Below are 23,396 nucleotides of genomic sequence, written 5' to 3' on the forward strand. Positions count from 1 at the left end.
CAGCGCCGATGGTACTGCAGGGGGGACCCTGTGGGAGAGTAGGACGCCGCCGAACAAAATTTGAAGAAAACCCCGCACCTTTCGGTGCGGGGTTTTCTGCGTTTAGGCTCGCCGTATGCGCTATGACCTCGTCATTTTCGACAACGACGGTGTGCTCGTCGACAGCGAGCCCATCTCCAATCGGCTGCTGGCTGAGTATCTGACCGAGCTGGGGCATCCGACGTCGTACGAGGACTCCATTCGGGACTACATGGGGTCCGCGATGCACCGGATCCACGATCTGATCGAGGAGCGGACGGGGCAGCGGCTTCCGGCGGACTTTGATGACGTCTTTCATGTGCGGGTGTTCGCGGCGTTCGAGCGGGAGTTGAAGGCGGTGGACGGGGCCGCGGACGTGGTGGCGAGGCTGGCCGAGGGTGGGGTGCCGTACTGCGTGGCCTCCTCGGGTAGTCATGAGCGGATCCGGGTGGGGCATCGTACGACTGGGCTGGACCGGTGGTTCGACGACGGGCGGATCTTCAGCTCGCAGGATGTGGGGCGGGGGAAGCCGGCGCCCGATCTGTTTCTGTACGCGGCCGAGCGGATGGGGGTCGCGCCGGCGCGGTGTGTCGTCGTCGAGGACAGTCCGCTGGGGGTGCAAGCGGCCGTCGCGGCCGGGATGGACGTCCTTGGGTTCACTGCCATGACGCCAGTTGGGAGGCTGGAGGGTGCCACTCGACTCTTCTCGGATATGGGGGAGTTGGCCGACCTGCTGATTTGACATTTGTCATGCCGAGCTCCGGACGTTCGTTCCTACTGGGCAGGCTCCGCCGGGCGAGACGCTGAGTGCCTGACGACGAGCAAGTAGAACGTCTTCGGGCCGCTGATTGTGGATGTGGCAGTGCCTGTCGGGGCGTACTTTCATGGCGTTGGCCCTGAGCAGCGTGGTGCCTGCCGTGCGGACTGTGTGGGGCGGGTGGTTGGCGCGTACACGGTGCCTCTGGACACCATGGTGCGGCTCGGGTCCGTCATCCTGGTCGGTTCGGTGGCGTTGGCCTTCGTCGTCAGTCGTTTTGTAGCCGCCGAGTCCATGGCGGGCTGCTCATCGCCGAGGTGAAGGCGGCCGAGGGGGCCGTGCGGTCCGAGGTCGCCCGTTGCCGCCTGAGGGTGGATCCGGCAAAGCTGAGGGAAATTCATCTTTGGCTGGATCTACCCACGGGTAGTCCGGGGCCCTACGCTCGCCGCCATGACTGATGTGCTGCGGCGCGGTAGGGCCTCGTTGGCGTTCAGCTTCTTCGCTCAGGGTGTCGCCTTTGCCCTGCTCGTGACCCGGATTCCGGCCATCCAGGATCGGTACGGGGTCTCCGATGCGTTGCTGCCCGCGTTCCTCGCGGCCGTGCCGATCCTGGCCGGCGTCGGGAGTGTGGCGACCGAGCGGCTGGTGAGGCGAATACCGCCGAGTCGGCTGCTGCGGTGGTCCCAGCCCGTCGTGCTCCTGGCGCTGCTCGGGGTGGGGGCAGGGGAGCGCATGGTTGAGCTGGGGCTTGCGCTTGCCGCGTTCGGGCTGGCCGTGGGTGTGCTCGACGCCTCGATGAACATGCTCGGCGTGAGTCTGCAGCGGTCGTACGGGCGCAGCATCATGCTCAGCTTTCACGCTGCGTACAGCCTGGGCGGGATTGTGGGGGCCTCGCTGGCCTGGGTGGGGGCGCACTGGGATCTGGCGCTGTTCGTGTCGTATGTGCCGGTTGTCGTGGTGTTGTTGCCGGCGGCGCTGGTGGGGAGTCGGTGGTACGTCGACGGCGGGAGTGGGAGTGGGGGGTCTGTTGTGGCGGGGGGCTCGGGGGAGCGTGAGGGCGTCGCCTTCAAGGTGCTGTTGCCGTTCTGTCTGGTGATGACCTTCGCGTATATCGGGGACTCGACCGTCTCCAACTGGAGTGCGAAGTATCTGCAGGACGTGCTGGGGAGTTCGGAGCAGTTGGCGACTGTGCCGTACAACGTCTACATGGTCACCACGTTGCTGGGGCGGGCCATCGGGGACCTCGGAGTGCGGAGGTTCGGGGCCGTCGCGGTGGTCCGGGCCGGTGCGATGGTGGCTGCCGTCGGGTTCGCGGTGGTGGCCGGGGCGCCGGGGGCGTGGGTCGGGATGCTGGGGTTCACGCTGCTCGGGCTGGGGTTGTGTGTGGTGGTGCCGCAGACGTTCGCGGCGGCTGGGCGGCTTGCTGGTGACAAAGGCGGGCCGGGGGCTTCGGATGCTGCCGTTGCGCGGCTCAATGTGTTCAATTACGTGGGGTTTTTGATCGGTTCGCCGCTGGTGGGTGCGCTGGGCGATGCGTGGACCTATCGCGGGGCGATGCTGGTGCCGATGGTGTTGGTGCTGGTGACGCTTGTGTACGCCCGGTCGTTCGCCGCTCAACCGGACCGATACGGTGGCGGGCATGAGCGGCCGCGCACAGCTGATGTGGGACGAGGCAGTAACGGGCTATGACTTCGGCCGGGACCATCCGATGGACCCGGTCCGGCTGGCCCTGACCAGGAGGCTCGTCGATGCCTTCGGGCTGGACAAGGACGTGGACGTCGTCGCGGCGCAGCCGGCCGGGGAGTCGACGTTGCGGCTGGTGCACCGGGAGGACTACATCGAGGCTGTGAAGGCGGCGTCGGTGGATCCGCGGGCGGCGGATCAGTCGTACGGGCTCGGGACGCTGGATGATCCCGCGTTCGTGGGGATGCACGAGGTGTCGGCGCTCATTGCCGGGCAGTCGGTGGGGGCGGCGGAGGCCGTGTGGCGGGGGGATGCGCTGCACGCGGTGAACTTCGCGGGTGGGTTGCATCATGCGATGCCCGGGGGTGCGTCGGGGTTTTGTATCTACAACGATGCGTCGTTGGCTATCGCGCGGTTGTTGGAGCTTGGGGCTGAGCGGGTCGCTTACATCGATGTCGATGTGCACCACGGGGATGGGGTGCAGGCGGCGTTCTGGGAGGATCCGCGGGTGCTGACGGTTTCGTTGCACGAGCATCCTCGTACGTTGTTTCCGCAGACCGGGTGGCCGGAGGAGACCGGGGGCGGGGGTGCGGAGGGGACGGCCGTGAATGTCGCGTTGCCGGCCGGGACCGGGGATGCGGGGTGGTTGCGGGCGTTTCATGCCGTCGTGCCGGAGGTGATCGCTGACTTTCGGCCGCAGGTGTTGGTGACTCAGCATGGGGCCGATACGCACTTCGAGGATCCGTTGGCGCATCTTGCCGTGTCGTTGGATGCGCAGCGGGCTGTGCAGGTGGCGTGTCATGACCTGGCGCATGAGTACTCCGGGGGGAAGTGGGTCGCGCTGGGTGGGGGTGGGTACGCCGTGGTGGAGGTCGTGCCTCGGTCGTGGACGCATCTGGTGGGGATTGCGGCGGGGCGGCCGGTTGAGCCTGAGGCGATGATTCCGGAGGGGTGGCGGCAGGAAGTCTTTGCGCGGACTCGGCAGTTGGGGCCGGTGCGGATGACTGATGGGCGGTGGCCTGTGTCGTGGGGGGACTGGGAGGCGGGGTACGACCCTGCGGATCGGTTGGATCAGGCTGTGCTGGCGACTCGTAAGGCTGTGTTTCCGTTGCGGGGGTTGTTGGCGTAGGGGGGGTGAGGGGTGGGGGTGCGTGTGAGGCGGGTTTTCTCGCCCCCGCCGCCCCTACCCGTCCCGTCCCCCAGGGGCTCCGCCCCTTCGACCCCGGGGCCCTTCTGGGGGCTGCGCCCCCAGACCCCCGCTTCGGCCCTTAAAGGGCCTCGTCCTCAAACGCCGGACGGGCTGAGATTGCCTGGGCCGGCGTTGAGATGTGGCCCTCGTCCAGATGACGCCCCCTGCGGGTGGGTGGGGGTTCGGGATGGTGGGGCCCTCGTCCTCGGACGCCGGACGGGCTGGCATTGTCTGGGCCTGCGCTGAGATGTGGCCCCGTCCTGATGACGTCCCCTGTGGGTGGATGGGGGTTCCGGACGGTGTGGTCCTGGCCTCGGACGCCGGACGGGCTGGCATCCCTCGGCCGGTGTCGAAGGGGTGCGGCCCTCTGTGGGGTGGGTGGGGGGTTAGGGACGACGTCCCTCTCCGGTGGGTGGGGGATCGGGGCGGTGTGGCCCGAACCTCGGACGCCGGACGGGCTGAGATGCCTGGGCCTGCGTTGAGAGTGCAGCCTCGGCCTCGCCCCGTGCAGTGACCGCCAACCCCGTGTGGCGAAGCCGCGCTTGTGTGAGGGGTGAGGGTGGGGTCCTTAGCCCAACCGCGCGGTGTTTGTCCGTTCGCCCGGCCCCGGTGTGGCCCATCCGTCACCATCGCTCACGTGTTGAGTACCGGAGCCCTTCGCGCCCATCTCCTGGCCGCTCGGCTTGCTGGGACCGTGGCTACTTCCCGGGAGGTGAGTCTTCGGAGTTATCGGCTTTTTGCTGCTCGGGATCCGCGGGTGCTCATCGGGCTTGATCCCGAGTGGAGCTGGCGGCTGCGGGATCTGATCGCGTTGATGGCGGACAAGTGTGGGGTTTCGGCCGATCCGGCGCATGTATCCGGCCTTGATGTGATCGATCCTGGGCGGACTTTGAGCGGGTTGAATGCTTTCGCTGAGCGGATCGGGGTGGCCGCCGAGCGCCGTTTGCCCGTGCTGATCGGTACCGGGCATCCGCATCGACTGCTCGGGTTCTACGCCGCCTTGGCGGACGGGTTGTCGGCGGCGGGGTGTACCGTCCTCACCCCCGCGCATGGTCGTTGTGTCGACATAACGACCCGGTTCGGCCTACGCACGTACAACCTTGACTACGTACGAGGAGTCGCGTTGGTGCGGGAAGCCGGCGCTCCGAGCTCCGGGCGTGAGACCGGCGCACATACGCATTCGCCGCTCCCGGTTCGTACCGCTCTGGCCGCCGCGGCCGAGGCCGGCGGGCCGTTGCCGGAGCTGGTGATCGGGGATCACGGTTGGGTCTGCGGGGCAGGTCAGCTGGGGTTTGAGGCCATTGGTCTCGCCGATACGAATGACCCCGCGCTCTTTGTGGGGGAGGCCGAGGGGTCGGTGTCCGTCGTCGTTCCACTTGATGACGCTGTGCGGTCTGATTACTACCGGCCGCTTACCCGCTACGTACTCAATCGAGCGTGTCTGTCACAGTAGGTCGCCGATGGCTGCACCTCTTCCCCACTCGCATCACCCGCCCCTACATTGGGGAGTGAGCACGCAGCGACGAAGAGTCACCGGAAGGGGAAGCCGGTGGCCGTCGAGTGCGGAAGGTTCAGGTGTGTCATGGCTGCAGCTGGCGAGAGGCCTCTGAACGAGGTTCAGTTCCTTACCGTGGCGGAAGTCGCCTCGGTGATGCGAGTGTCGAAGATGACCGTGTACCGGCTGGTGCACAGCGGTCATCTGCCCGCGATCCGGGTGGGGCGGTCCTTCCGCGTCCCCGAGCAAGCGGTTCACGAGTACCTCCGCGAGAGTTATGTGGGGGTGGAAACCGCCTGACGGCGACGGGTGAGGGGGCGTCCTCAGGGCTTTGCGGGATGCCCCCTCGTCCCCTCGATTACGACCTCAGCGCTCGGGCGGGTAGGCTAGCCCCTCGTAGGTCGTGTGGGCCCATGGCGCCCAAACACCGAGTGATGAGAAGTGAGCGAGGGTAGTCGTGGGCTCTGTTATCAAGAAGCGGCGCAAGCGGATGGCCAAGAAGAAGCACCGCAAGCTGCTCAAGCGCACGCGCGTTCAGCGTCGCAACAAGAAGTAAGCGACGCCGCGGAAGCGGCGTGTCCGTGGCCCCCCACCACACCTGGTGGGGGGCCACACGCATATCGAGGGCGGTGTGCGAAGGGCCGAACCCTGTGCGTATGCCTGGACAAAGGGTTGATCCGTCCGGTCGTACGCAGGGAATTCTCGTCACTTCATGCATTGGGTGGTCATCACAGCGCAACACCGACCCGCTAAGTTGGCCGCACACGGGGAACTCGGCAGGGTACGCAGGGGACGAGTGCTGGGAAGGAAGGCGCTGAATCTTGGGCAAGGTCGTGCTCGTGACCGGAGTGGCCCGTCAACTGGGGGGCCGGTTCGTACGACGGATCCAGCGTGACCCGCAGGTGGACCGGGTGATCGCCGTGGACGCGGTGCCGCCCGAGCACCATCTGGGAGGTGCCGACTTCATCCAGGCCGACATCCGGCAGCCCACCATCGCTCGGGTGCTGGCCGAGAGCGGCGCCGACACCGTCGTACACATGGACGTGACCGGAACCGCGCTCGGCAGCGGCAGCCGGACCACGGTCAAGGAAACCAACGTCATCGGGACCATGCAGCTGCTCGGCGCCTGCCAGAAGTCCCCCAACGTCAAGCGGCTCGTGGTCAAGTCCAGTACGAACGTGTACGGATCCGCGCCCCGCGACCCGGCTGTCTTCACCGAGACGACCCCGCCCAAGTCCCTGCCCAGCGGCGGCTTCGCCAAGGACGCGGTCGAGGTCGAGGGCTATGTGCGCGGGTTCGCGCGGCGCCGGCCGGACGTCGCCGTGTGTGTGCTGCGGTTCGCCAACATCCTCGGGCCGACCGCGGACACGCCGCTCGCCTCGTACTTCTCGCTGCCCGTGCTGCCGACCGTCCTCGGGTACGACCCGCGGCTGCAGTTCGTGCACGAGGACGACGTGATCGAGGTGCTGCGCATCGCCTCGCACGAGCCGGAGCGGGGCACGCTCAACAGCGGCACGTTCAACATCGCCGGCGACGGCGTCCTGCTGCTTTCGCAGTGCTCCCGGCGGCTCGGACGGCCCACCGTGCCGCTTCTGCTGCCCGCTGTGACCTGGGCCGGCTCCCTTGTGCGTACGCTGGGCATGTCGGACTTCTCGCCCGAACAGATCCGGCTGCTCACGCACGGCCGGGTCGTGTCGACGGACCAGATGCGAGAGACGCTCGGATTCAAGCCGAAGTTCACGACGGCGGAGACCTTCGCGGAGTTCGCGCGCAGCCGCGCACCGGGTCTGCTGCCGCCGGAGGCCCTTGCCGGGGCCGTCGACCGGATCGCCGCGCTGCCCGCCCTGGGCGGCGTCCACCCCCCGACGCAGAGCGCCAACTGAGGAGCGCATCAACGATGGCGGACGCCAAGGTCATTCCGTTCGACGACGACCGTTCCCGTGGAAGCGCCGTACAACGGCCGTCGCGGCGCCGGAGCGCGGGGAATCGGCGCAAGAACGGTGAATCCGCGCTGGTACGCGAGGTCCAGCCCCTCCCGGGACGGTCCTTCGCGCAGGATGATGTTCCTGTGACACGTGAGGAACAGCCGCCCCAGAAGCCCCAGGACGACGGCGGCCTGGAGCGGCGTATCGCGAGCGGCCTGGCCTTCCTGCGCCGCCGCCTCACCGGGGACTACGACGTCGACGACTTCGGGTACGACGAGGAGCTCACCGACCAGGTCCTGATGTCCCTGCTGCGCCCGGTGTACGAGAAGTACTTCCGGGTCGAGGTGAAGGGCGTCGAGAACATCCCGTCCGAGGGCGGCGCGCTGATCGTCGCCAACCACTCCGGGACGCTGCCGCTGGACGGCCTGATGATGCAGGTCGCCGTGCACGACCATCACCCGGCGGGCCGCCATCTGCGCCTGCTCGCCGCCGACCTGGTCTTCATGCTGCCGGTGGTCAACGAGCTGGCCCGCAAGCTCGGCCACACCCTGGCCTGCGCGGAGGACGCCGAGCGGCTGCTGGGGCAGGGCGAGCTGGTCGGTGTGATGCCCGAGGGCTTCAAGGGCATCGGCAAGCCCTTCAGCGAGCGCTACAAGCTGCAGCGCTTCGGCCGAGGCGGCTTCGTCTCCACGGCCCTGCGCAAGGGCACGCCGATCATCCCCTGCTCGATCGTCGGGGCCGAGGAGATCTACCCGATGATCGGCAACGCGAAGACCCTCGCCCGCCTCCTGGGTTTCCCGTACTTCCCGCTGACCCCGACCTTCCCGTGGCTGGGCCCACTGGGCGCGGTGCCGCTCCCGACGAAGTGGACGATCCAGTTCGGCGAGCCGATCCCCACGGACGGCTATCCGCCGGAGGCCGCCGAGGACCCGATGCTGATGTTCAACCTGACCGACCAGGTGAGGGAACAGATTCAGCACACGCTGTACAAGTTGCTGGTGCAGCGGCGGTCGGTTTTCTTCTGACGGATGAGGTGTTGGTACGGCGATGGGGGCGCCCCTCCTGAGAGGGGCGCCCCCATCGCCGTACGACTCGCTTCTCCGCTGCGGCTAGTTCGCGTCCTGGCCGTCGATGCCCAGGCCGGGCAGGAGGCCAGGGAGGAGGGGCGGGAGGGTTACTGCGGGCTCGGTGCTCGGGGTTGAGGTGGATGGTGAGGTGCCGGTACTGCCGGTGTCCTTCGGTGGGTCGAGCAGGCCGCCGGTGCTGCCGCCGAGCAGGCCCTCGCTCTCGCTTCCGGAGCTCTCGGCGGACTTGCTGGGGTGACTGGACCGGTTGCCGTCGGAGGAGCCGCCGCCGGCGCTGGGGCGGGCCGAACGGTCGGAGTCGGACGTACCGGTGGACGACGATCCGGGACCGCCTCGCCGCTTGCCGTCGCCGCCCTGTTCCGGGGACTGTGGGAGGAGGGACTGCAGCGGGGCGACCTCTTCGTCTATGGCGTCGAACACCGACGACACGCGGTCACTGACGTCCCCGAGCTGGAGGGGAAGCCGCTCGCGCAGGTTGCCCCACGCCGCGCGGTGCGAGCGTGAGAAGGCGGAGAGTGCCTGGATGGGGCCCAGGGACCCGGGGTCGCGCTGGTACGCCTCGCTCAGCAGGCGATGCCCCTCCGAGGCGTCGTGCTGCATGCCGGACAGGGCACGGCGGATCTCTGCCATCGACTCGTGGTCGAGCTGTCCGCCGCGGCCGCGCTCCATCAGCCGCCGGGCCTCGCTCAGCCGGGTGGAGGCCTGGTCGAGATAGGAGCGCCCGCGCTCGTCGTCGCCGTCGGCCAGGACGTTGAGCTTGAAGTCCTCGATGCCGCGCTTGAGCCCGTAGAGGGAGTCACCGGGCAGGGCGTCGGAACTCGCGGCGGCCACTCCGCCGAAAGCTCCGGCGGCGACACCTACGCTGAGCCCGCCCGCGGTGAGGCCCTTGGCGAGGCGCGAACGTGGTCGCAACTTCCCCAGTGGGGACGCCCGGTGAGCGCCCCGTGCCCGATCCGAACGTTGCCCGGGCAGAGCCGGTCCCGCCTCGCCCCCCGCGGTGCCCTCCTGCAGCATGGCCTCCATCGCGGCCACGAGCTGGGCCCGTTGGACGACCTTGACCTCGGGGTCCAGTACGGGCTTGGGCAGCTCGCCGAGCCCCTCGGTGAGGGCCAACAGCCGCCCCTGCTCGGTCTGTTCCGCAGCAGCCGGTGCCGGTGCCGATCCATCGGGCTGCTCGGCCTGCTCGGCCGCCGAGCCCCGGTCGGTCAGCTCCTCCAGGGCCTGGGCGAAGGCGTTCGCCCGCCGGTGTGCCGATACGTTCGCGATCACTGGCGGCACCTCCTCTCGTGATGACGGTCGGCTCCCCAGGGGGTCCTGAGGGTTGCACGCCCTGACCAGATCCACACGATCGAGTGATCGAAGTCGGCCAGGTAGTGACCACAGGGAGCCTGCATCCCGCACAACGAGCGGCTCGGCACTTGGGTTACGGACGGCGGATGAACGGACCGCGAAGTCAACGGACTTTCACCGAGGGTGAGTTGATGATTGCGGAGAGTGTCGGATCGGTACGGGTGACGCGCTCAGCGCACGTCGTCCGGAAGAAGCCGGGCGAGGGTGCGTACGGCCCGGTACTGGAGGGTCTTGATGGCGCCCTCGTTCTTGCCCATGACGCGGGCGGTCTCGGCGACCGAGAGGCCCTGGAGGAAACGGAGGGTGACGCACTCCTGCTGCTGAGGGTTGAGCCGTCGTACGGCATCGAGGAGGGCGGCGTTGGAGAGGGACTCGAGGACGGAGTCCTCGGGGGAGCGCTCGACCTCGTTGGCGTCGAGCATCTCCCCGGTGGTCACCTCCAGCCGGAAGCGGCTGGACTTGAAGTGGTCGGCCACGAGGTTGCGGGCGATGGTGACGAGCCAGGCGCCGAAGTCCCGGCCCTGCCAGGTGAAGGTGCCGATCCGCCGGAGGGCCCGCAGAAAGGTCTCGCTAGTGAGGTCCTCGGCGGTGGCCTTCCCTCCGACGCGGTAGTAGATGTAGCGGTAAACGGTGTCGCTGTACTGGTCGTAGAGCCGTCCGAACGCATCGGCCTCGCCGGCCTGTGCGCGTTCGACGAGATCCATCATTCGAGCGCTGTCGCTGTCCGCGGCGGGCCGCCGAGCGGTCGCCGCGCCGGCCGACCGCCCTCGTCTGCCGACGGCGGCGGTGCCGTCGGCGAGCGCGTAGCACGGGCCGACGGGCACGGTCGTTACGGCGAGGGCGGGGACGGCGTACGCGGTGGGGACGAAGCCGCGCAACAGGTCTTGGACCGTTGCGCGCAGCGTAGCCAGGCCCGAGGCGTCAACCCCGACGTGTGGGTACACGGGACTCCCAGAGGCAGAGCTTCCATCACGTGCAGTGCGGGACCGTTCACCCGTCGTAGCGACGGAGGGGTACCGGTTTGCGTCTGAGGAGAATAACGCTTCGTGCAGGCACTGCTACGCCCAGTTGCTCAAATCACCGATTGCGTCTCTTCTGTAACCGATTGACGGCACATCAAGTGCCGCAGAGTGACCGCTTGTTGATCGAATCCGCCCGTGTTCCGGCTGACTCCGGGGCGTGTTGTGGCCGTGTGCAGCCAAGGGGACTGGACAGGGGATCGCGGGGGTATGGGGTGCGGATTGGCCGCATGGCCGGGCGTGGCCGAAAGCGCCGGCCGGATCGAGCTCGGCCGGCCGGCGCTGAGGGGTGTGTGGTGTTCGAGAAGCTGAGGTGCTGGTGGGTGCGGGAGCGGGTGCAGACAGACGTGGCCGGGGACGCGGCCCTACCGTCGGCGCCGGTGCAGCGCGATCGCCGCGGCCGTCCCGCCGGCCACCGCACCCACCCCGGCAGCCGCCGGGATGCCGACCTTCGCCGCCTTGCGGCCGGTGCGGTAGTCGCGCAGTCGCCAGTCCAGTTTGCGGGCGTGCTTGCGGAGCTTGGAGTCGGGGTTGATGGCGTAGGGGTGGCCGACCAGGGAGAGCATCGGGATGTCGTTGTGCGAGTCGCTGTAGGCCGCGCAGCGGGAGAGGTCCAGCTCCTCCGCCGCGGCCAGGGCGCGCAGCGCCTCCGCCTTCGCCGGGCCGTGCAGGGGTTCGCCCACCAGCTTGCCGGTGTAGACGCCGTCCACCGATTCCGCCACCGTGCCCAGGGCGCCGGTGAGGCCGAGGCGGCGGGCGATCACCTGGGCGATCTCCACGGGGGCCGCCGTCACCAGCCACACCTTCTGACCGGCGTCCAGGTGTGCCTGGGCGAGGGCGCGGGTGCCGGGCCAGATGCGCTCGGCCATGTACTCGTCGTAGATCTCCTCGCCGATCGACATCAGCTCGGAGACCCGGTGGCCCTTGACGATCGACAGTGCCGAGTCGCGCGCGTCCTGCATGTGTTCGGGGTCCTCGACGCCCGCCAGCCTGAACCACGCCTGCTGCCAGGCGAACCTGGCGAGGTCGCGCGTCTCGAAGAACTTCCGCTTGTACAGGCCCCGCCCGAAGTGGAACAGCGCGGCGCCCTGCATCACGGTGTTGTCCAGGTCGAAGAAGGCGGCGGCCTTCTCGTCGCCGAGTACCGGGAACTCCGGTTCCTCGGAGGAGTCCTCCGAGATCTCCGACACTGTCGCTTCCTGCGACGACTTGCGCGCTGCCTCCGCCGAGGCCTCGCCAGCCAACACGCTCCGCGCCGTGGCGGAGCGCCTACGGGGAGTGAGCCATCCAAGAGCGGCCATGACCGTGAGCATAGCCAGTTTGTTCGGTGCAACCGGAGTCGAGAGGTTTGAAGGGTGTGAACTCTCCGCGACCGCGCAGTTAAACAGCGTGGCCGGGCGTGTTCGATCCGCTGTGTGGCGGCGCGGGAGAATGGCTGACATGAGCCCCCTCTTTCGTCGCGGTACGGCCAAGTCGCCCCAGGAGCGGCTGGTCACACTCATCCGCAAACCCGGTTGTCTTCTGTGTGATGACGCACAGATCGTGATCGAGAAGGTCTGCGGTGACCTCGGGGTTCCGTGGGAGCAGAAGGACATCTCCCAGGACCCCCAACTCCACGACCAGTACTGGGAACAGATCCCCGTCGTCCTCGTCGACGGCGCCCAGCACACGTTCTGGCGCGTGAACGAAGATCGCCTCCGCAAAGCACTGACCGGCTAGGCGAAAGCACTGACCGAGTAGTCCAACTGGGACGGAAACTCGCTTAGGATCGACGGCGACTTGGTCTGGGGGGCGAGGATCGTTGAGGAGAGTGTGCGGTTTTGCCCCCGAAAGCAGAGGAACGGTGGTGCGTGTGCGCCGGTTCCACAGCAGTGCGCCGGGCATGCGTGAGCCCGGTCACGTTGGGCGGGCAAATCGGACACCATCTTTGTGCACGCGTTCACAAAGACATAGCCTGCATTCGACGGGGCGGTCTAGGTACGTGTGACCGCCTGCAGCCCCGCTCTACCCGCAGGAGCACCGTGGCAACTGGCCGAACACACCGACCGGCGACCCGTAGCCGAGGGATTCCCGAGGCCACCGTCGCCAGGCTTCCGCTGTACCTCCGCGCGCTGACCGCACTGTCGGAGCGCTCGGTACCCACGGTCTCCTCCGAGGAGCTCGCGGCCGCGGCGGGGGTCAACTCCGCCAAGCTGCGCAAGGACTTCTCGTACCTCGGGTCGTACGGAACGCGCGGTGTCGGCTACGACGTCGAGTATCTCGTCTACCAGATCTCCCGCGAACTCGGCCTGACCCAGGACTGGCCGGTTGTGATCGTCGGTATCGGTAACCTCGGCGCCGCGCTCGCCAACTACGGCGGCTTCGCCTCCCGCGGCTTCCGGGTCGCCGCGCTCATCGACGCCGACCCGGCCATGGCCGGCAAGCCCGTCGCGGGGATTCCCGTGCAGCACTCCGACGACCTGGAGAAGATCATCCAGGACAACGGCGTGTCCATCGGCGTCATCGCGACCCCCGCCGGTGCCGCCCAGCCGGTCTGCGACCGGCTCGTGGCCGCCGGGGTCACCTCCATCCTGAACTTCGCGCCGACCGTGCTGACCGTTCCGGACGGCGTCGACGTGCGCAAGGTCGACCTCTCCATCGAGCTGCAGATCCTCGCCTTCCACGAGCAGCGCAAGGCCGGCGAGGACGCCGCCCACTCCGACGGCACCGGACCGGCCGCCGTCACCCGCGAGGAGTCCGACGCATCCGCCGACCAGGGGCCCGACGGGGACGTACCCGCCGTGATGCCGGCATGAGTCTCCTCGTCGTAGGGCTGAGCCACCGCAGCGCCCCGGTCAGCGTCCTGGAGCGCGCGGCGCTGAGTGCCGACGCCCAGATCAAGCTGCTGCAGGACACCGTCGCCGCGGAACCGGCCACCGAGGCCGCGGTGCTCGCCACCTGCAACCGCATCGAGTTGTACGCCGACGTGGACAAGTTCCACGCCGGTGTCGCCGAGCTGTCCACGCTGCTCGCCCAGCACAGCGGGGTGGGGCTCGACGAGCTCACGCCGTACCTCTACGTCCACTACGAGGACCGGGCCGTCCACCATCTGTTCTCGGTGGCCTGCGGGCTCGACTCGATGGTCGTCGGCGAGGGGCAGATCCTCGGGCAGATCAAGGACTCCCTCGCCAAGGCGCAGGAGCTGCACAGCGCCGGGCGGCTGCTGAACGACCTGTTCCAGCAGGCCCTGCGGGTCGGCAAGCGCGCCCACTCCGAGACCGGTATCGACCGCGCCGGACAGTCGCTGGTCACCTTCGGCCTGGAGCAGCTGGCCGCCGGGGCGGACGTCACGGCGTGGGCCCGCGGCAAGAGGGCCCTCGTCATCGGCGCCGGTTCGATGTCCTCGCTGGCCGCCGCCACGCTCGCGCGGGCCGGTGTCGCCGAGATCGTCGTCGCCAACCGCACCTACGACCGCGCCGAGCGCCTCGCCCAGATCCTCACCGAGGTCGACGGTACGGACGTGCCCGCCCGCGCGGTACCGATGGAGTCGGTGCCGGTCGAGCTGACACGTGCCGATGTCGCCGTCTCCTGTACCGGCGCGACCGGGCTCGTCCTCACGGCCGAGGAGATCGCCGCGGCGGTCGAGGGCCGTACCGGGCGGCCGGTCGCCTTCGACGAGGCCGAGGGCGGTGTTCGTACGACGGCCCAGGCGCCGGCCGCCAGGACGAGCGCCGACAGCCTGGACGTACCGCAGACGCCGCTGCCGCCCACCAGCGTCGGCACCGACGAGAACTGTCCGCTGGACCTCACCGCCGTGCAGGGAGGTTTCTCTGTCATGGGGGAGGCCGCCGTCGCCGGTATGGACGCGGCCACGCTGGAGCAGCACGCGGCCTGGGCGGCGGGCAGTGCCGTCGACCGGCGCGAGGCCTCCCGGCGCAGCCCCGAGGCCGACGCCGAGCTGATCACCGCGCTCGCCGCGACCGTGGCCACCGTCGGCCGGATCCCCGAGCGCCGCAAGCCCGAGCCGGCCCCCGAAGTGCCGCGCCCCGCGCCGGTGCTCTCTCTGCTCGACCTCGCCATGCCGCGTGACATCGACGCGGCCGTGCACCGGCTGGCCGGGGTGCGGCTGGTGGACATCGAGTCGCTGGCGGAAGCTTCCGCCGACGCTCCGATGGCGGCCGACGTCGACCAGGTCCGCCGTATCGTCTCCGACGAGGTCGCGGCCTTCGGGGCGGCGCTGCGGGCCGCGCACATCACGCCCACCGTCGTCGCACTGCGCGCGATGGCCGCCGATGTCGTGGCGAGCGAGATCGCCCGCCTCGAGGGGCGGCTGCCCGGGCTCGACGACAAGCACCGCGGCGAGATCACGCAGACCGTCAAGCGGGTGGTCGACAAGCTGCTGCACGCCCCGACCGTGCGGGTCAAGCAGCTCGCGGCCGAACCCGGCGGCGCCGGGTACGCGGATGCCCTGCGGACCCTGTTCGACCTCGACCAGGAGACGGTGGCCTCCGTCTCCCGCGCCGAGGACAGCACCGAGAAGAACCGAGGCCCACGATGACTCAGCAGCCACTACGGCTCGGCACCAGGCGCAGCAAGCTCGCCATGGCCCAGTCCGGGCAGGTCGCGGACGCCGTGCGCCGGGTGACCGGACGGCCCGTCGAACTCGTCGAGATCACCACGTACGGCGATGTCTCCCGCGAGGCCCTCGCGCAGATCGGCGGCACCGGCGTGTTCGTCACCGCCCTGCGCGACGCGCTCCTCAAGGGCGAGGTCGACTTCGCGGTGCACTCGCTGAAGGACCTGCCGACCGCGCAGCCGGAGGAACTGGTCCTGGCGGCCGTTCCCGTGCGGGAGGACCCGCGCGACGTGCTCGTCGCGCGGGACGCCCTGAAGTTCACCGACCTGCCGCGCGGCGCGCGCATCGGAACGGGTTCGCCGCGCCGGATGGCCCAGTTGAACGCGTATGCGCGTGCCCATGGACTGGACATCGAGGCGGTGCCGATCCGCGGGAACGTGGATACCCGGATCAGGTATGTGCGCGACGGAGAGCTTGATGCGGTGGTGCTCGCTGCGGCTGGGCTGCAGCGCATCGGCCGGATCGACGAGGTGACCGACTTCCTGTCGGTCGACACGGTTTTGCCCGCCCCCGGCCAGGGGGCACTGGCGATCGAATGCACCGCGGACAACGCGGATCTGATCGCCGCGCTCGGCGAACTCGACGACCCGTTCACGCGGGTCGCCGTGACCGCCGAGCGCTCACTGCTCGCCGCCCTGGAGGCCGGCTGCTCCGCCCCTGTGGGCGCGCTGGCCGACCTGCTGGCCGACGGGCAGATTGTCAAGGAAATGCGCCTGCGCGGCGTCGTCGGTACGACCGACGGCACGCGGATGGTGCAGCTGTCCACCACCGGTCCCGTGCCCGAGACGCACGACCAAGCGCTGGCGCTCGGTCGCGAACTCGCCACCGAGATGCTTGCCCAGGGCGCGGCCGGTCTGATGGGGGAGCGAGCACAGTGAGCCCCACCACTCTTCCCGCCGGCCTTGAACACGGGCACGTCACCTTCCTCGGTGCCGGACCCGGGGATCCGGGGCTGCTGACTCTGCGCGCCGTCGAGGCGCTGGCGAACGCGGACGTACTCGTCGCCGAGCACGAGGTGCTCGACGTCGTACGCCAGCACGCCAGACAAGGCGTAGCCGAAGTGCACACGGACACGGGTCCTGGATCGGACCCCGTCCCGGGCACAGGCACGCCTCAGCTGGCGGTTGTTGACGGCGCGTCAACAACCGCTGGGCTACCCGCGGTGCGGGATGCCGCACATCTTGTCATGGAGGCCTCGCGGGGCGGCAGGCGGGTCGTGCGTGCCGTGTCCGGGGATCCCGGGCTCGACGCGTACGCCGCCGAGGAGATGCTGGCGTGTGCCGCGGCGGGCGTGCCCTTCGAGGTCGTGCCGGGTGTGGCGGCGGCCGTGGGCGTGCCCGCGTATGCCGGCGTGCCGCTGCGGGACGCGCAGGGCGCGGACGTTCGGTTCGTGGACGCGCGGACGGCGTCGGACCGGTGCTGGACCGAGGTGGGTGCCTCGGACGGGACCGTCGTGGTTTCCACGACGCTCGACTCCGTCGGCGCGGCCGCCGGTGAGCTGGTGTCCGCCGGGCGCAAGCCCGATACGCCGATGACGGTGACGGTCGCCGGTACGACCACGCGGCAGCGGACCTGGACCGCGACCCTGGGGACCATCGCCCAGACGCTGAAGCAGGCCAAGGTGCTGCCCTCGCCGGAGGGCGGGCGGCCGGTGATAGCCGTGGTCGGTGAGCGGTCCGCCGCCGCGCAGCGCGACCAGTTGTCGTGGTTCGAGTCCAAGCCGCTCTTCGGGTGGCGGGTGCTCGTGCCGCGTACGAAGGAGCAGGCGGCTTCGCTCTCCGACCAGTTGCGGTCGTACGGGGCCGTGCCGCACGAGGTGCCGACGATCGCCGTCGAGCCGCCGCGGACGCCTCAGCAGATGGAGCGGGCGGTCAAGGGGCTGGTGACCGGGCGGTACGAGTGGATCGCTTTCACCTCCGTGAACGCGGTCAAGGCCGTGCGGGAGAAGTTCGAGGAGTACGGGCTTGATGCTCGGGCGTTTGCCGGCATCAAGGTCGCTGCGGTGGGGGAGCAGACGGCGAAGGCGCTGGTTGCCTTTGGTGTGAAGCCGGATCTGGTGCCGAGTGGGGAGCAGTCGGCTGCGGGGTTGTTGGAGGACTGGCCTCCGTATGACCCGGTGTTCGATCCCATTGACCGGGTGTTCCTGCCTCGGGCGGACATCGCCACGGAGACGCTGGTCGCGGGCCTGATCGAGCTGGGCTGGGAGGTCGATGACGTCACGGCCTATCGGACCGTGCGGGCCTCGCCGCCGCCGGCGGAGACCCGTGAGGCGATCAAGGGGGGTGGCTTTGATGCCGTTCTCTTCACGTCGTCGTCGACCGTGCGGAATCTGGTGGGGATCGCCGGGAAGCCGCACAACGTGACGGTGATCGCCTGTATTGGGCCTGCCACGGCGAAGACTGCCGAGGAGCATGGGCTTCGGGTGGATGTGATGGCTCCGGAGCCGTCCGTGCACAAGTTGGCCGAGGCGCTTGCCGAGTTCGGGCTGCGGCGGCGGGCTGCGGCTGTGGAGGCTGGGGATCCGGTTACTCGGCCGAGTGAGCGGCGGCCGGGGGCTCGGCGGAGACGGTCTACTACGTAGGGCGGGGGCCGGTGGGGGGGCGTGTGGGGCGGGTTTTCTCGCCCCCGCCGCCCCTACCCGTCCCGTCCTCCAGGGGCTCCGCCCCTTCGACCCCGGGACCGCGGGGCCCTTTCTGGGGGCTGCCGCCCCCAGGCCCCCGCTTCGGCCCTTGAGGGGCCTCGTCCTCAAACGCCGGACGGGCTGAATGATGCGGGCCGGCGTGACAGGGTGCGGCCCCCTGCGGGGGGTGGGGATGAGCAGATCGGTGGACGTAGGTATGAACAGAGGGCGGGGCCGGGGTGGCCTCGCCCTCATTTTCTTCCGCCCGTGATGGGGGGTCAGCTCGGCGCCGGGGTCGGTGTCTCGTCGGCCTGGATGTCGAAGTTCATCTTGGTGCCCTCGACCGAGTTCACGGTCGCTGTGACGCCCAAGGTGCTGCCGTCGTCCGCGGTGAGCTTGCACCGGGTGGTCGTGCCGACCTTCGCGGGGACGTCCTCGGGGCACGTGACGTTCGGCTTCGGCTGGTTCGCAGTAGCAGCAAGCTTTTCGGCGACCAGGTTCGCCAGCTTCTCCGCAGACATCTTCAGCTCGGGCTTTTCGACATTCACCGACGCGGAACAGCCTGCGAGCAACGCGCCAACTGCTACGGCCGAGACAATCGAAGTTGCTGCGAACAGCCGGGGTACGGCCATGGGGGACTCCATTCCGGATGAGCAAGACACAAATGACACGAAGCATACTGGCAGGATTTGACCGGGGCATGAGAATGCCCTGGTTGAACCTCTGAGGTGCGTCCTTCGTGCGCACGTCGGCGCCGGGGAGGCGTGCAGCATCTTCACCCATTCCCCACTCTTGCTGTAAATCGTGAACCGATCGTTGCGTCGAAGGTCGCCGAGGGGGCAGTCGACTCCTTCATCGGTTCTTTCCGTGCGGCGCAAAAACGGTTTATCGATCGCACGTCTGTGCTACTTGGGGAATTTCCTTGGTGGTTTTGTGGACGTGAGCATCGGAGCGCCCTGCGCATCGTGATGGCGCAGGTGAGTGATATGTTTCGTCGCCGACGAAAGCGCCAACCTGCCTGTCTTTGGCGCGCATTCACGGGGGCGGTGATTCGAACATGAGCGTGGATGGCTTTCGTGCCGATCCGGAAGAGCTCAGAGGCGGCGCTTCAGATATTCAAAAATGTCTGAATCCAGCCAGCGGTGCCGATTTCGGTGCACTGAATCGCAGTATGGAAGAATTTGGCAATCTGATCGTGTCCGGGAAGTTCGAAAAGTTCTGCGACACGTGGGACGTGGCCATCGGCGTCCTCGGGGAACGTTCGATCGGCTTGGCGGACGAACTCAAGAGGACGGCCGACAACTATGACCGATCGGATGCCGAGGCAGAGCGGCTGGTGGGCCCGTCTCGCGGGGGACGGTAAGAACGGGGAACGGGCATGGCGGCTGAGCTGGGTGACACGAAAGACCCCAAAGAGCTCATCCCGGGTGACGCAGGGAACCTGCATGAAATTGCGCGGTCGCTGAGGAAGTATTCCGGCAGCTTCGAGAATGTCGGTGACGGGCTGGGCGGTGTACGTATTTCCGGCTGGGCCGGGCAGGCCAGCGACAATTTCTCGGAGAAGCTCGACGGCGAGAAGAAGAACTGGCGCTATGCGTCCGATCAGATGTCCGGGGCCGCTTCGGCGATCAGTACGTATGCCACGGCGCTGAGTGAGGCGCAGCGGCAGGCGAGCGAGGCAATCGAGCTGTGGGATGGCGGCGACGAGAGCCAGGCCGAGCTGATCTTGAAGAATGCCCGGCAGTGTCTTCGGGACGAAGGTGACAAGGCGGCGGAGAAGCTCAAGGAGCTGTCCGGTGACTCCGACAACGCCCCTGACTGGCTGGCAAGCGCAGCGAAGACGGCCGAGAACCAGCAGGAATCTGGCAAGTCCAGCTACGGCAAGAACGTCTACGAGGCCCAAGCCAGGGATGTCCAGGGGAAAGAGCACCGTACCTGGGGCACACCCAACGGCCGGTCTGCCGAGGACCTCAACGCCAAGCCCAAGGCGGGTCATGAGACCAAGTTGTGGGAGAGAAGCGCCGAGGCAGAGGCGTTGAAGAGTGAGGCCGAAGGCGAGAGCCAGTGGGGCGTCGGGAAGGCCGCAGGAAAGGCGGGTGTCCAGGTCCTCTCGGCGGGAGGCGCCGTAGGGGCATCCTTCGCTGACGGAAGAATGCAAGCTGGAGCCAGCGCTTCCGCAAACCTTGTAGCGGGCTCCGCGGAGGGCAGTTGGGAGGCCGGTCCCTATGCCGTCAGCGGAAAGGCCTCGGCATCCATCGGCGCCGAAGCATCAGCCAAGGCCTCCGTGGGCAAGGACGGCGTGCATGCGGGCTTCGATGCATTTGTGGGCGGCAAGGCAGGTGGGGAGGTCCACACTGATGTTGCCGGTATCGGGATCGGTGGCAAGGCCGAGGTGAGTTACGGACTCGGTGGCACGGCCACCTTTGATGCCGGCATGAAGGACGGCAAGTTCGTCATCGGTGGAGAGCTGGGTGCCACAGTTGGCGTCGGCGGCAGCGTCGGCGGGCAGGTCGAGATTGACCCGAGCAAGGTCGTCGATTCGATCGGCGACGCAGCTGACGCTATTGGTCTCGATGATGTCGGAGACACGGTGAAAGAGTGGAATCCCTTCGGCTGACACCAGCTTGAATTCCATATACTGAGGGAGATGATCCACCATGGCGACCACGCTGCCGGTGAAGATCGAGTTTTCATTGCCGGAGGGCTGGCAGCCGGCGTCCCCCGATGAGGTGGGCGCCCCAGAAGTGGCTTTCGTCGCGCTCCATCCCGAGTCTCGGGACGGGTTCACCGCGAATATCACGATCGCGGGCAAGATTCGGGAAGACCTGGCTGACCTGGTTACCCTCGCCGAAGAGTCGGTCCAACGACTGAGTCAGGCGGCGACCGTACGCGTCGCCAAGCGGAATCAGGTGGGAACGCCGGAGGCGCCTGCACTCACCCAGACGCTCCGTCTCTCGGGCAGGCTGCGCGGGTTGCCCTTGGAGCTGGTGCAGAGCCAGGTCTACTTGATCATGCAGGATGTGCACGATCCTGCCAGGCGCGCGGTGCTCGAGTTCACGTTGACGGCCAAGTCGTCCCAGTTCGAAGAGGTGCAGGACGACTTCAAGGAGTTCGTCCGGTCAATTCGCCCTGTGGACGCCCCTGCGTCAACGTAGGTCTCATGGGCCTCGGCGCCATGAGTGAGCCCCTCGCGGATCTGGGCTCGCGAGGGGCTCACCCGTGAGTATTTCTGCTCAAACCGGGCGCCATGTCTGCGCCGGTACCCGGTCCAGGGCGTCGCACAGGTAGTTCAGCTTCGGGTCGATGCCATCCGGCCGAAGCCGTCCTTCGGACCACGTGATCAGCTCGTTGCCGTGGAACCGCAGGGGTGCATCCTTGGCGCGGGGGTCGGACAGGAGGAACCGCACCAGATCGTCGGTCATCACGTTTCGCGCGAATGACTCGTCGTCGGTGATGATGCGGAAGGCCTCGTCGAATTCTTGATTTCCTAGCTCCATGACGTTCTGGCCAAGACCGAAAACGCTGTTGAGGCGGTTTTCTGCCCTTTCCAGCACGTTCGGCCTGTCGATGACCATTTCAGGCGTGGGCGCCGGTGTCGTAATCGAGAATGCGACGAAATAACGGTGGTCGTTCGTGCCGGCGTCCTCCGTGTCGAAATCGCGCGGGCGGTACTCGAAGCAGCTGAAAGTGTGCCCCCTGAATTCACCGGAGATGTGGTCCCAAAGGTAGTGGCCCTTTGCTCGGAAGGGTGGCGCTCCCACGTAACGTTCTGCCCCGCCGGGGATTTCTGCGGTGTAGTTCCAGCCGCTTTCCTGGGCGAGTTGGACAAGCCCTGCCTGATCTTGCTCGCTCCGAACGTCCCTCTTGTTCGCGTACCTGAAGCCGTAGAAAACGCCGCCGGCGAGGGCGGCGGAGAACAGGATCGCGAGGATTGGTGTGAGAGTTTCCAGGGCTTCCATGCCGCATGAGTATGGCGGACGCCGGAACGTGACGCACGTACAGGGGTGGCCCGGGAAGAGACGAACCCCTATATGCCCGGCCGGTGTTGGCCGTGATTCGTGATGGATTGATGTAGGTAATGTGCGGGCGTGACTCACGCTCCCCGCGTGATGAGGCGCCTATGCAGGGTTCACGGTGTGCCCGAAGCGGAGCAGATCGGCGGGGTCGTAAGTCGACTTGTCCTTGCGCAGCCGGTCATAGACCTCCGGGCTCCACGCTCGCGCGCGGTCGGATTCGTCGCCCGGGGTGCCGTGGATGTTGACCATGGTGCGGCCCGTGCCGTAGGGGGACATCGCGGTGTGCAGGGCTCTGGTGGCCTGTTCTATGGCCTCGGCCGCTGGTGGGGCGGCCAGGACGCCCACCGTTTCCAGGAAGTAGTTCGCGTCGCGGGAGCAGATCGCGTCCTCCAGGCGGGCGGGGCGGGAGAGGGCGCCGCCCATGTGGCGGATCTCCACCATGAGCAGGGGGCAGTCGGGGACTTCGGGGCCTACCTGGGCCAGGAAGGTGTCGATGGCTTCGGGGGTGAGGTCGGGCAGCAGGGCGCACGACTCGCGGGCGGGGAGTGGGTCCTGCGGTTCCATGTGGATGAGGTCCAGGGCCGCGTACGGCATCTCCTCCACCGTGTCGACCGTCACCGGGGCTGCCGCGCGGATCGGGGCCAACAGGCGTTCGCCCTCGGCCGGGTCGCCGGGCCAGGCGATCGCGACGCGGGCCCAGAAGCCGCCGCGCAGTGGTTCGGGGATCTCGGGGATGGGCGGCAGTCGGAGCAGGGTGAAGGCGCTGCACATCTCGTCCGGCAGTGTTCGGGTCCAGTCGGTCCAGGTGCGCAGTAGGGCCTCGGTGTGCTCGCCGGGGCAGTAGACGCCGCCGCCGAGGATCGTGGACAGGGGGAGCAGTTCGCAGGTCATCGAGGTGACCACGCCTACGTTGCCCTTGCCGCCGCGCAGTGCCCAGAACAGCTCCGGCTCGTGGGTCGCGTCGCTTTCGCGGAGTGTGCCGTCGGGTGTGACGACCTGGAAGGAGTGGACCAGGTCGGTCGCGTAGCCGTAGGCCCGGCCGAGCACGGGCAGGCCACCGCCCAGGGTGTAGCCGACCACGCCGGCGTCCGACGACGTGCCGCACAGTGCGGCGAGGCCGTGCGGTGCGGTCGCGTCCAGGACGTGCCGCCACTTCGCTCCGGCCGCGACGGTCGCGAGGCGCTGGTCCGGGTCGATGTGTACGTCCGTCATGCGGGCCGTGCTGATCAGCAGGCCGTGGTCGATGGGGAAGTTCGCGCCGTGGCCCGTCGCCTGGACCGCGACCGGAGTGCCGGTGGCCGACGCCCAGCGCAGGGCCGCCACGACGTCGTCGACGCCCGTCGCACCCACGACCACGTCGGGGGTGTGCAGCGCGGCCAGGTTGAAGCCGGTGACCTCGTCGGCGTAGCCGTCGTCGCCGGGGCGCAGGACCGGGCCGTGGATCTCGGAGAGGGCGAACAGGTCGGGGGTCTGGTGGAGGTGGTGGGTGGCGGGCATCGCGTCCTCCGTGGTGGGGGTACGGAGGGACTGCGGCGGCATGTTCACCGAGGGGCGGGGCCGTCGGGGTCCTTGGGTTCTGTCGGGGTCCTTGAGTTCTGAGGGCTCTGTTTCAGGATGGACCCGG

Annotated in this window: 22 protein-coding genes; 16 read left to right on the top strand and 6 right to left on the bottom strand. The window is 68.3% G+C overall.

Annotation, left to right across the window (positions count from 1 at the left end; translation table 11 throughout):
- The first annotated feature begins 115 nt into the window (after window positions 1-115).
- The 8 genes from ABD932_RS22950 to ABD932_RS22985 all read left to right on the top strand — a co-directional run bounded on the left by ABD932_RS22950 (window position 116) and on the right by ABD932_RS22985 (window position 8,092).
- Entirely contained in the window at window positions 116-760 is a 645-nt protein-coding gene (locus ABD932_RS22950; RefSeq protein WP_345015416.1) for an HAD family hydrolase, read from the top strand.
- 465 nt (window positions 761-1,225) lie between these two features.
- Window positions 1,226-2,464, top strand: a complete 1,239-nt coding sequence (locus tag ABD932_RS22955) for an MFS transporter (protein ID WP_345015417.1) — start codon at window positions 1,226-1,228, stop codon at window positions 2,462-2,464.
- Entirely contained in the window at window positions 2,415-3,587 is a 1,173-nt protein-coding gene (locus ABD932_RS22960; RefSeq protein ID WP_345015418.1) for an acetoin utilization protein AcuC, read from the top strand. The genes ABD932_RS22955 and ABD932_RS22960 overlap by 50 nt, the downstream gene beginning before the upstream one ends.
- 697 nt (window positions 3,588-4,284) lie before the next feature.
- A complete protein-coding gene (locus tag ABD932_RS22965) occupies window positions 4,285-5,100 on the top strand; it encodes a phosphatase (RefSeq protein ID WP_345015419.1) in 816 nt (271 codons plus the stop codon).
- A gap of 129 nt (window positions 5,101-5,229) precedes the next feature.
- A complete protein-coding gene (locus ABD932_RS22970) occupies window positions 5,230-5,442 on the top strand; it encodes a helix-turn-helix domain-containing protein (RefSeq protein WP_004984898.1) in 213 nt (70 codons plus the stop codon).
- Window positions 5,443-5,599: 157 nt separating this feature from the next.
- On the top strand, window positions 5,600-5,698 hold the full coding sequence (locus ABD932_RS22975; protein WP_003948845.1) for a 30S ribosomal protein bS22: 99 nt from the start codon (window positions 5,600-5,602) through the stop codon (window positions 5,696-5,698).
- Window positions 5,699-5,963: 265 nt separating this feature from the next.
- Entirely contained in the window at window positions 5,964-7,025 is a 1,062-nt protein-coding gene (locus ABD932_RS22980; RefSeq protein ID WP_345015420.1) for an NAD-dependent epimerase/dehydratase family protein, read from the top strand.
- A 14-nt stretch (window positions 7,026-7,039) separates the two neighbouring features.
- Window positions 7,040-8,092: a lysophospholipid acyltransferase family protein gene (locus tag ABD932_RS22985; RefSeq protein WP_126394067.1), complete on the top strand. Its 1,053-nt coding sequence runs from the start codon at window positions 7,040-7,042 to the stop codon at window positions 8,090-8,092.
- A gap of 84 nt (window positions 8,093-8,176) precedes the next feature.
- Here the strand turns inward: ABD932_RS22985 and ABD932_RS22990 are convergent, their stop codons facing one another.
- The 3 genes from ABD932_RS22990 to ABD932_RS23000 form a co-directional block, all read right to left on the bottom strand.
- Complete coding sequence (locus ABD932_RS22990; protein ID WP_345015421.1) at window positions 8,177-9,421, bottom strand: DUF5667 domain-containing protein; 1,245 nt, start codon at window positions 9,419-9,421, stop codon at window positions 8,177-8,179.
- Window positions 9,422-9,672: 251 nt separating this feature from the next.
- A complete protein-coding gene (locus tag ABD932_RS22995; RefSeq protein ID WP_126394069.1) occupies window positions 9,673-10,446 on the bottom strand; it encodes an ECF subfamily RNA polymerase sigma factor, BldN family in 774 nt (257 codons plus the stop codon).
- A gap of 440 nt (window positions 10,447-10,886) precedes the next feature.
- Window positions 10,887-11,822, bottom strand: a complete 936-nt coding sequence (locus tag ABD932_RS23000; RefSeq protein WP_126394070.1) for an HAD family hydrolase — start codon at window positions 11,820-11,822, stop codon at window positions 10,887-10,889.
- Between the two features lie 130 nt (window positions 11,823-11,952).
- On the opposite strand from ABD932_RS23000, the gene ABD932_RS23005 reads away from it, so the two are divergent.
- The 5 genes from ABD932_RS23005 to ABD932_RS23025 all read left to right on the top strand — a co-directional run bounded on the left by ABD932_RS23005 (window position 11,953) and on the right by ABD932_RS23025 (window position 17,717).
- Complete coding sequence (locus ABD932_RS23005) at window positions 11,953-12,240, top strand: glutaredoxin family protein (protein WP_345015422.1); 288 nt, start codon at window positions 11,953-11,955, stop codon at window positions 12,238-12,240.
- Window positions 12,241-12,542: 302 nt separating this feature from the next.
- Entirely contained in the window at window positions 12,543-13,316 is a 774-nt protein-coding gene (locus ABD932_RS23010) for a redox-sensing transcriptional repressor Rex (protein ID WP_345015423.1), read from the top strand.
- Window positions 13,313-15,058, top strand: a complete 1,746-nt coding sequence (locus ABD932_RS23015) for a glutamyl-tRNA reductase (protein ID WP_345015424.1) — start codon at window positions 13,313-13,315, stop codon at window positions 15,056-15,058. Before ABD932_RS23010 ends, ABD932_RS23015 begins: the two co-directional genes overlap by 4 nt.
- Entirely contained in the window at window positions 15,055-16,014 is a 960-nt protein-coding gene (gene hemC, locus ABD932_RS23020; protein WP_345015425.1) for a hydroxymethylbilane synthase, read from the top strand. Before ABD932_RS23015 ends, hemC begins: the two co-directional genes overlap by 4 nt.
- A complete protein-coding gene (locus ABD932_RS23025; protein WP_345015426.1) occupies window positions 16,011-17,717 on the top strand; it encodes a bifunctional uroporphyrinogen-III C-methyltransferase/uroporphyrinogen-III synthase in 1,707 nt (568 codons plus the stop codon). The genes hemC and ABD932_RS23025 overlap by 4 nt, the downstream gene beginning before the upstream one ends.
- A 317-nt stretch (window positions 17,718-18,034) precedes the next feature.
- Here ABD932_RS23025 and ABD932_RS23030 read toward each other — a convergent pair whose 3' ends face one another.
- On the bottom strand, window positions 18,035-18,388 hold the full coding sequence (locus ABD932_RS23030; protein WP_345015427.1) for a DUF4333 domain-containing protein: 354 nt from the start codon (window positions 18,386-18,388) through the stop codon (window positions 18,035-18,037).
- Between the two features lie 425 nt (window positions 18,389-18,813).
- On the opposite strand from ABD932_RS23030, the gene ABD932_RS23035 reads away from it, so the two are divergent.
- Genes ABD932_RS23035 through ABD932_RS23045 form a run of 3 tightly spaced genes read left to right on the top strand, consistent with a single transcriptional unit; the run spans window position 18,814 to window position 20,911 of the window.
- Entirely contained in the window at window positions 18,814-19,119 is a 306-nt protein-coding gene (locus ABD932_RS23035) for a hypothetical protein (RefSeq protein ID WP_345015428.1), read from the top strand.
- 15 nt (window positions 19,120-19,134) lie between these two features.
- Window positions 19,135-20,373, top strand: a complete 1,239-nt coding sequence (locus tag ABD932_RS23040; protein WP_345015429.1) for a putative T7SS-secreted protein — start codon at window positions 19,135-19,137, stop codon at window positions 20,371-20,373.
- A gap of 40 nt (window positions 20,374-20,413) precedes the next feature.
- Window positions 20,414-20,911, top strand: coding sequence for a hypothetical protein (locus ABD932_RS23045; protein WP_345015430.1), 498 nt, complete (start codon window positions 20,414-20,416; stop codon window positions 20,909-20,911).
- 78 nt (window positions 20,912-20,989) lie between these two features.
- Here ABD932_RS23045 and ABD932_RS23050 read toward each other — a convergent pair whose 3' ends face one another.
- Complete coding sequence (locus ABD932_RS23050) at window positions 20,990-21,715, bottom strand: hypothetical protein (protein ID WP_345015431.1); 726 nt, start codon at window positions 21,713-21,715, stop codon at window positions 20,990-20,992.
- Between the two features lie 159 nt (window positions 21,716-21,874).
- On the bottom strand, window positions 21,875-23,269 hold the full coding sequence (locus ABD932_RS23055; protein ID WP_345015432.1) for an FAD-binding oxidoreductase: 1,395 nt from the start codon (window positions 23,267-23,269) through the stop codon (window positions 21,875-21,877).
- Window positions 23,270-23,396 lie beyond the last annotated feature (127 nt).

The organism is Streptomyces shaanxiensis (assembly GCF_039537145.1).
Classification (GTDB): domain Bacteria; phylum Actinomycetota; class Actinomycetes; order Streptomycetales; family Streptomycetaceae; genus Streptomyces; species Streptomyces shaanxiensis.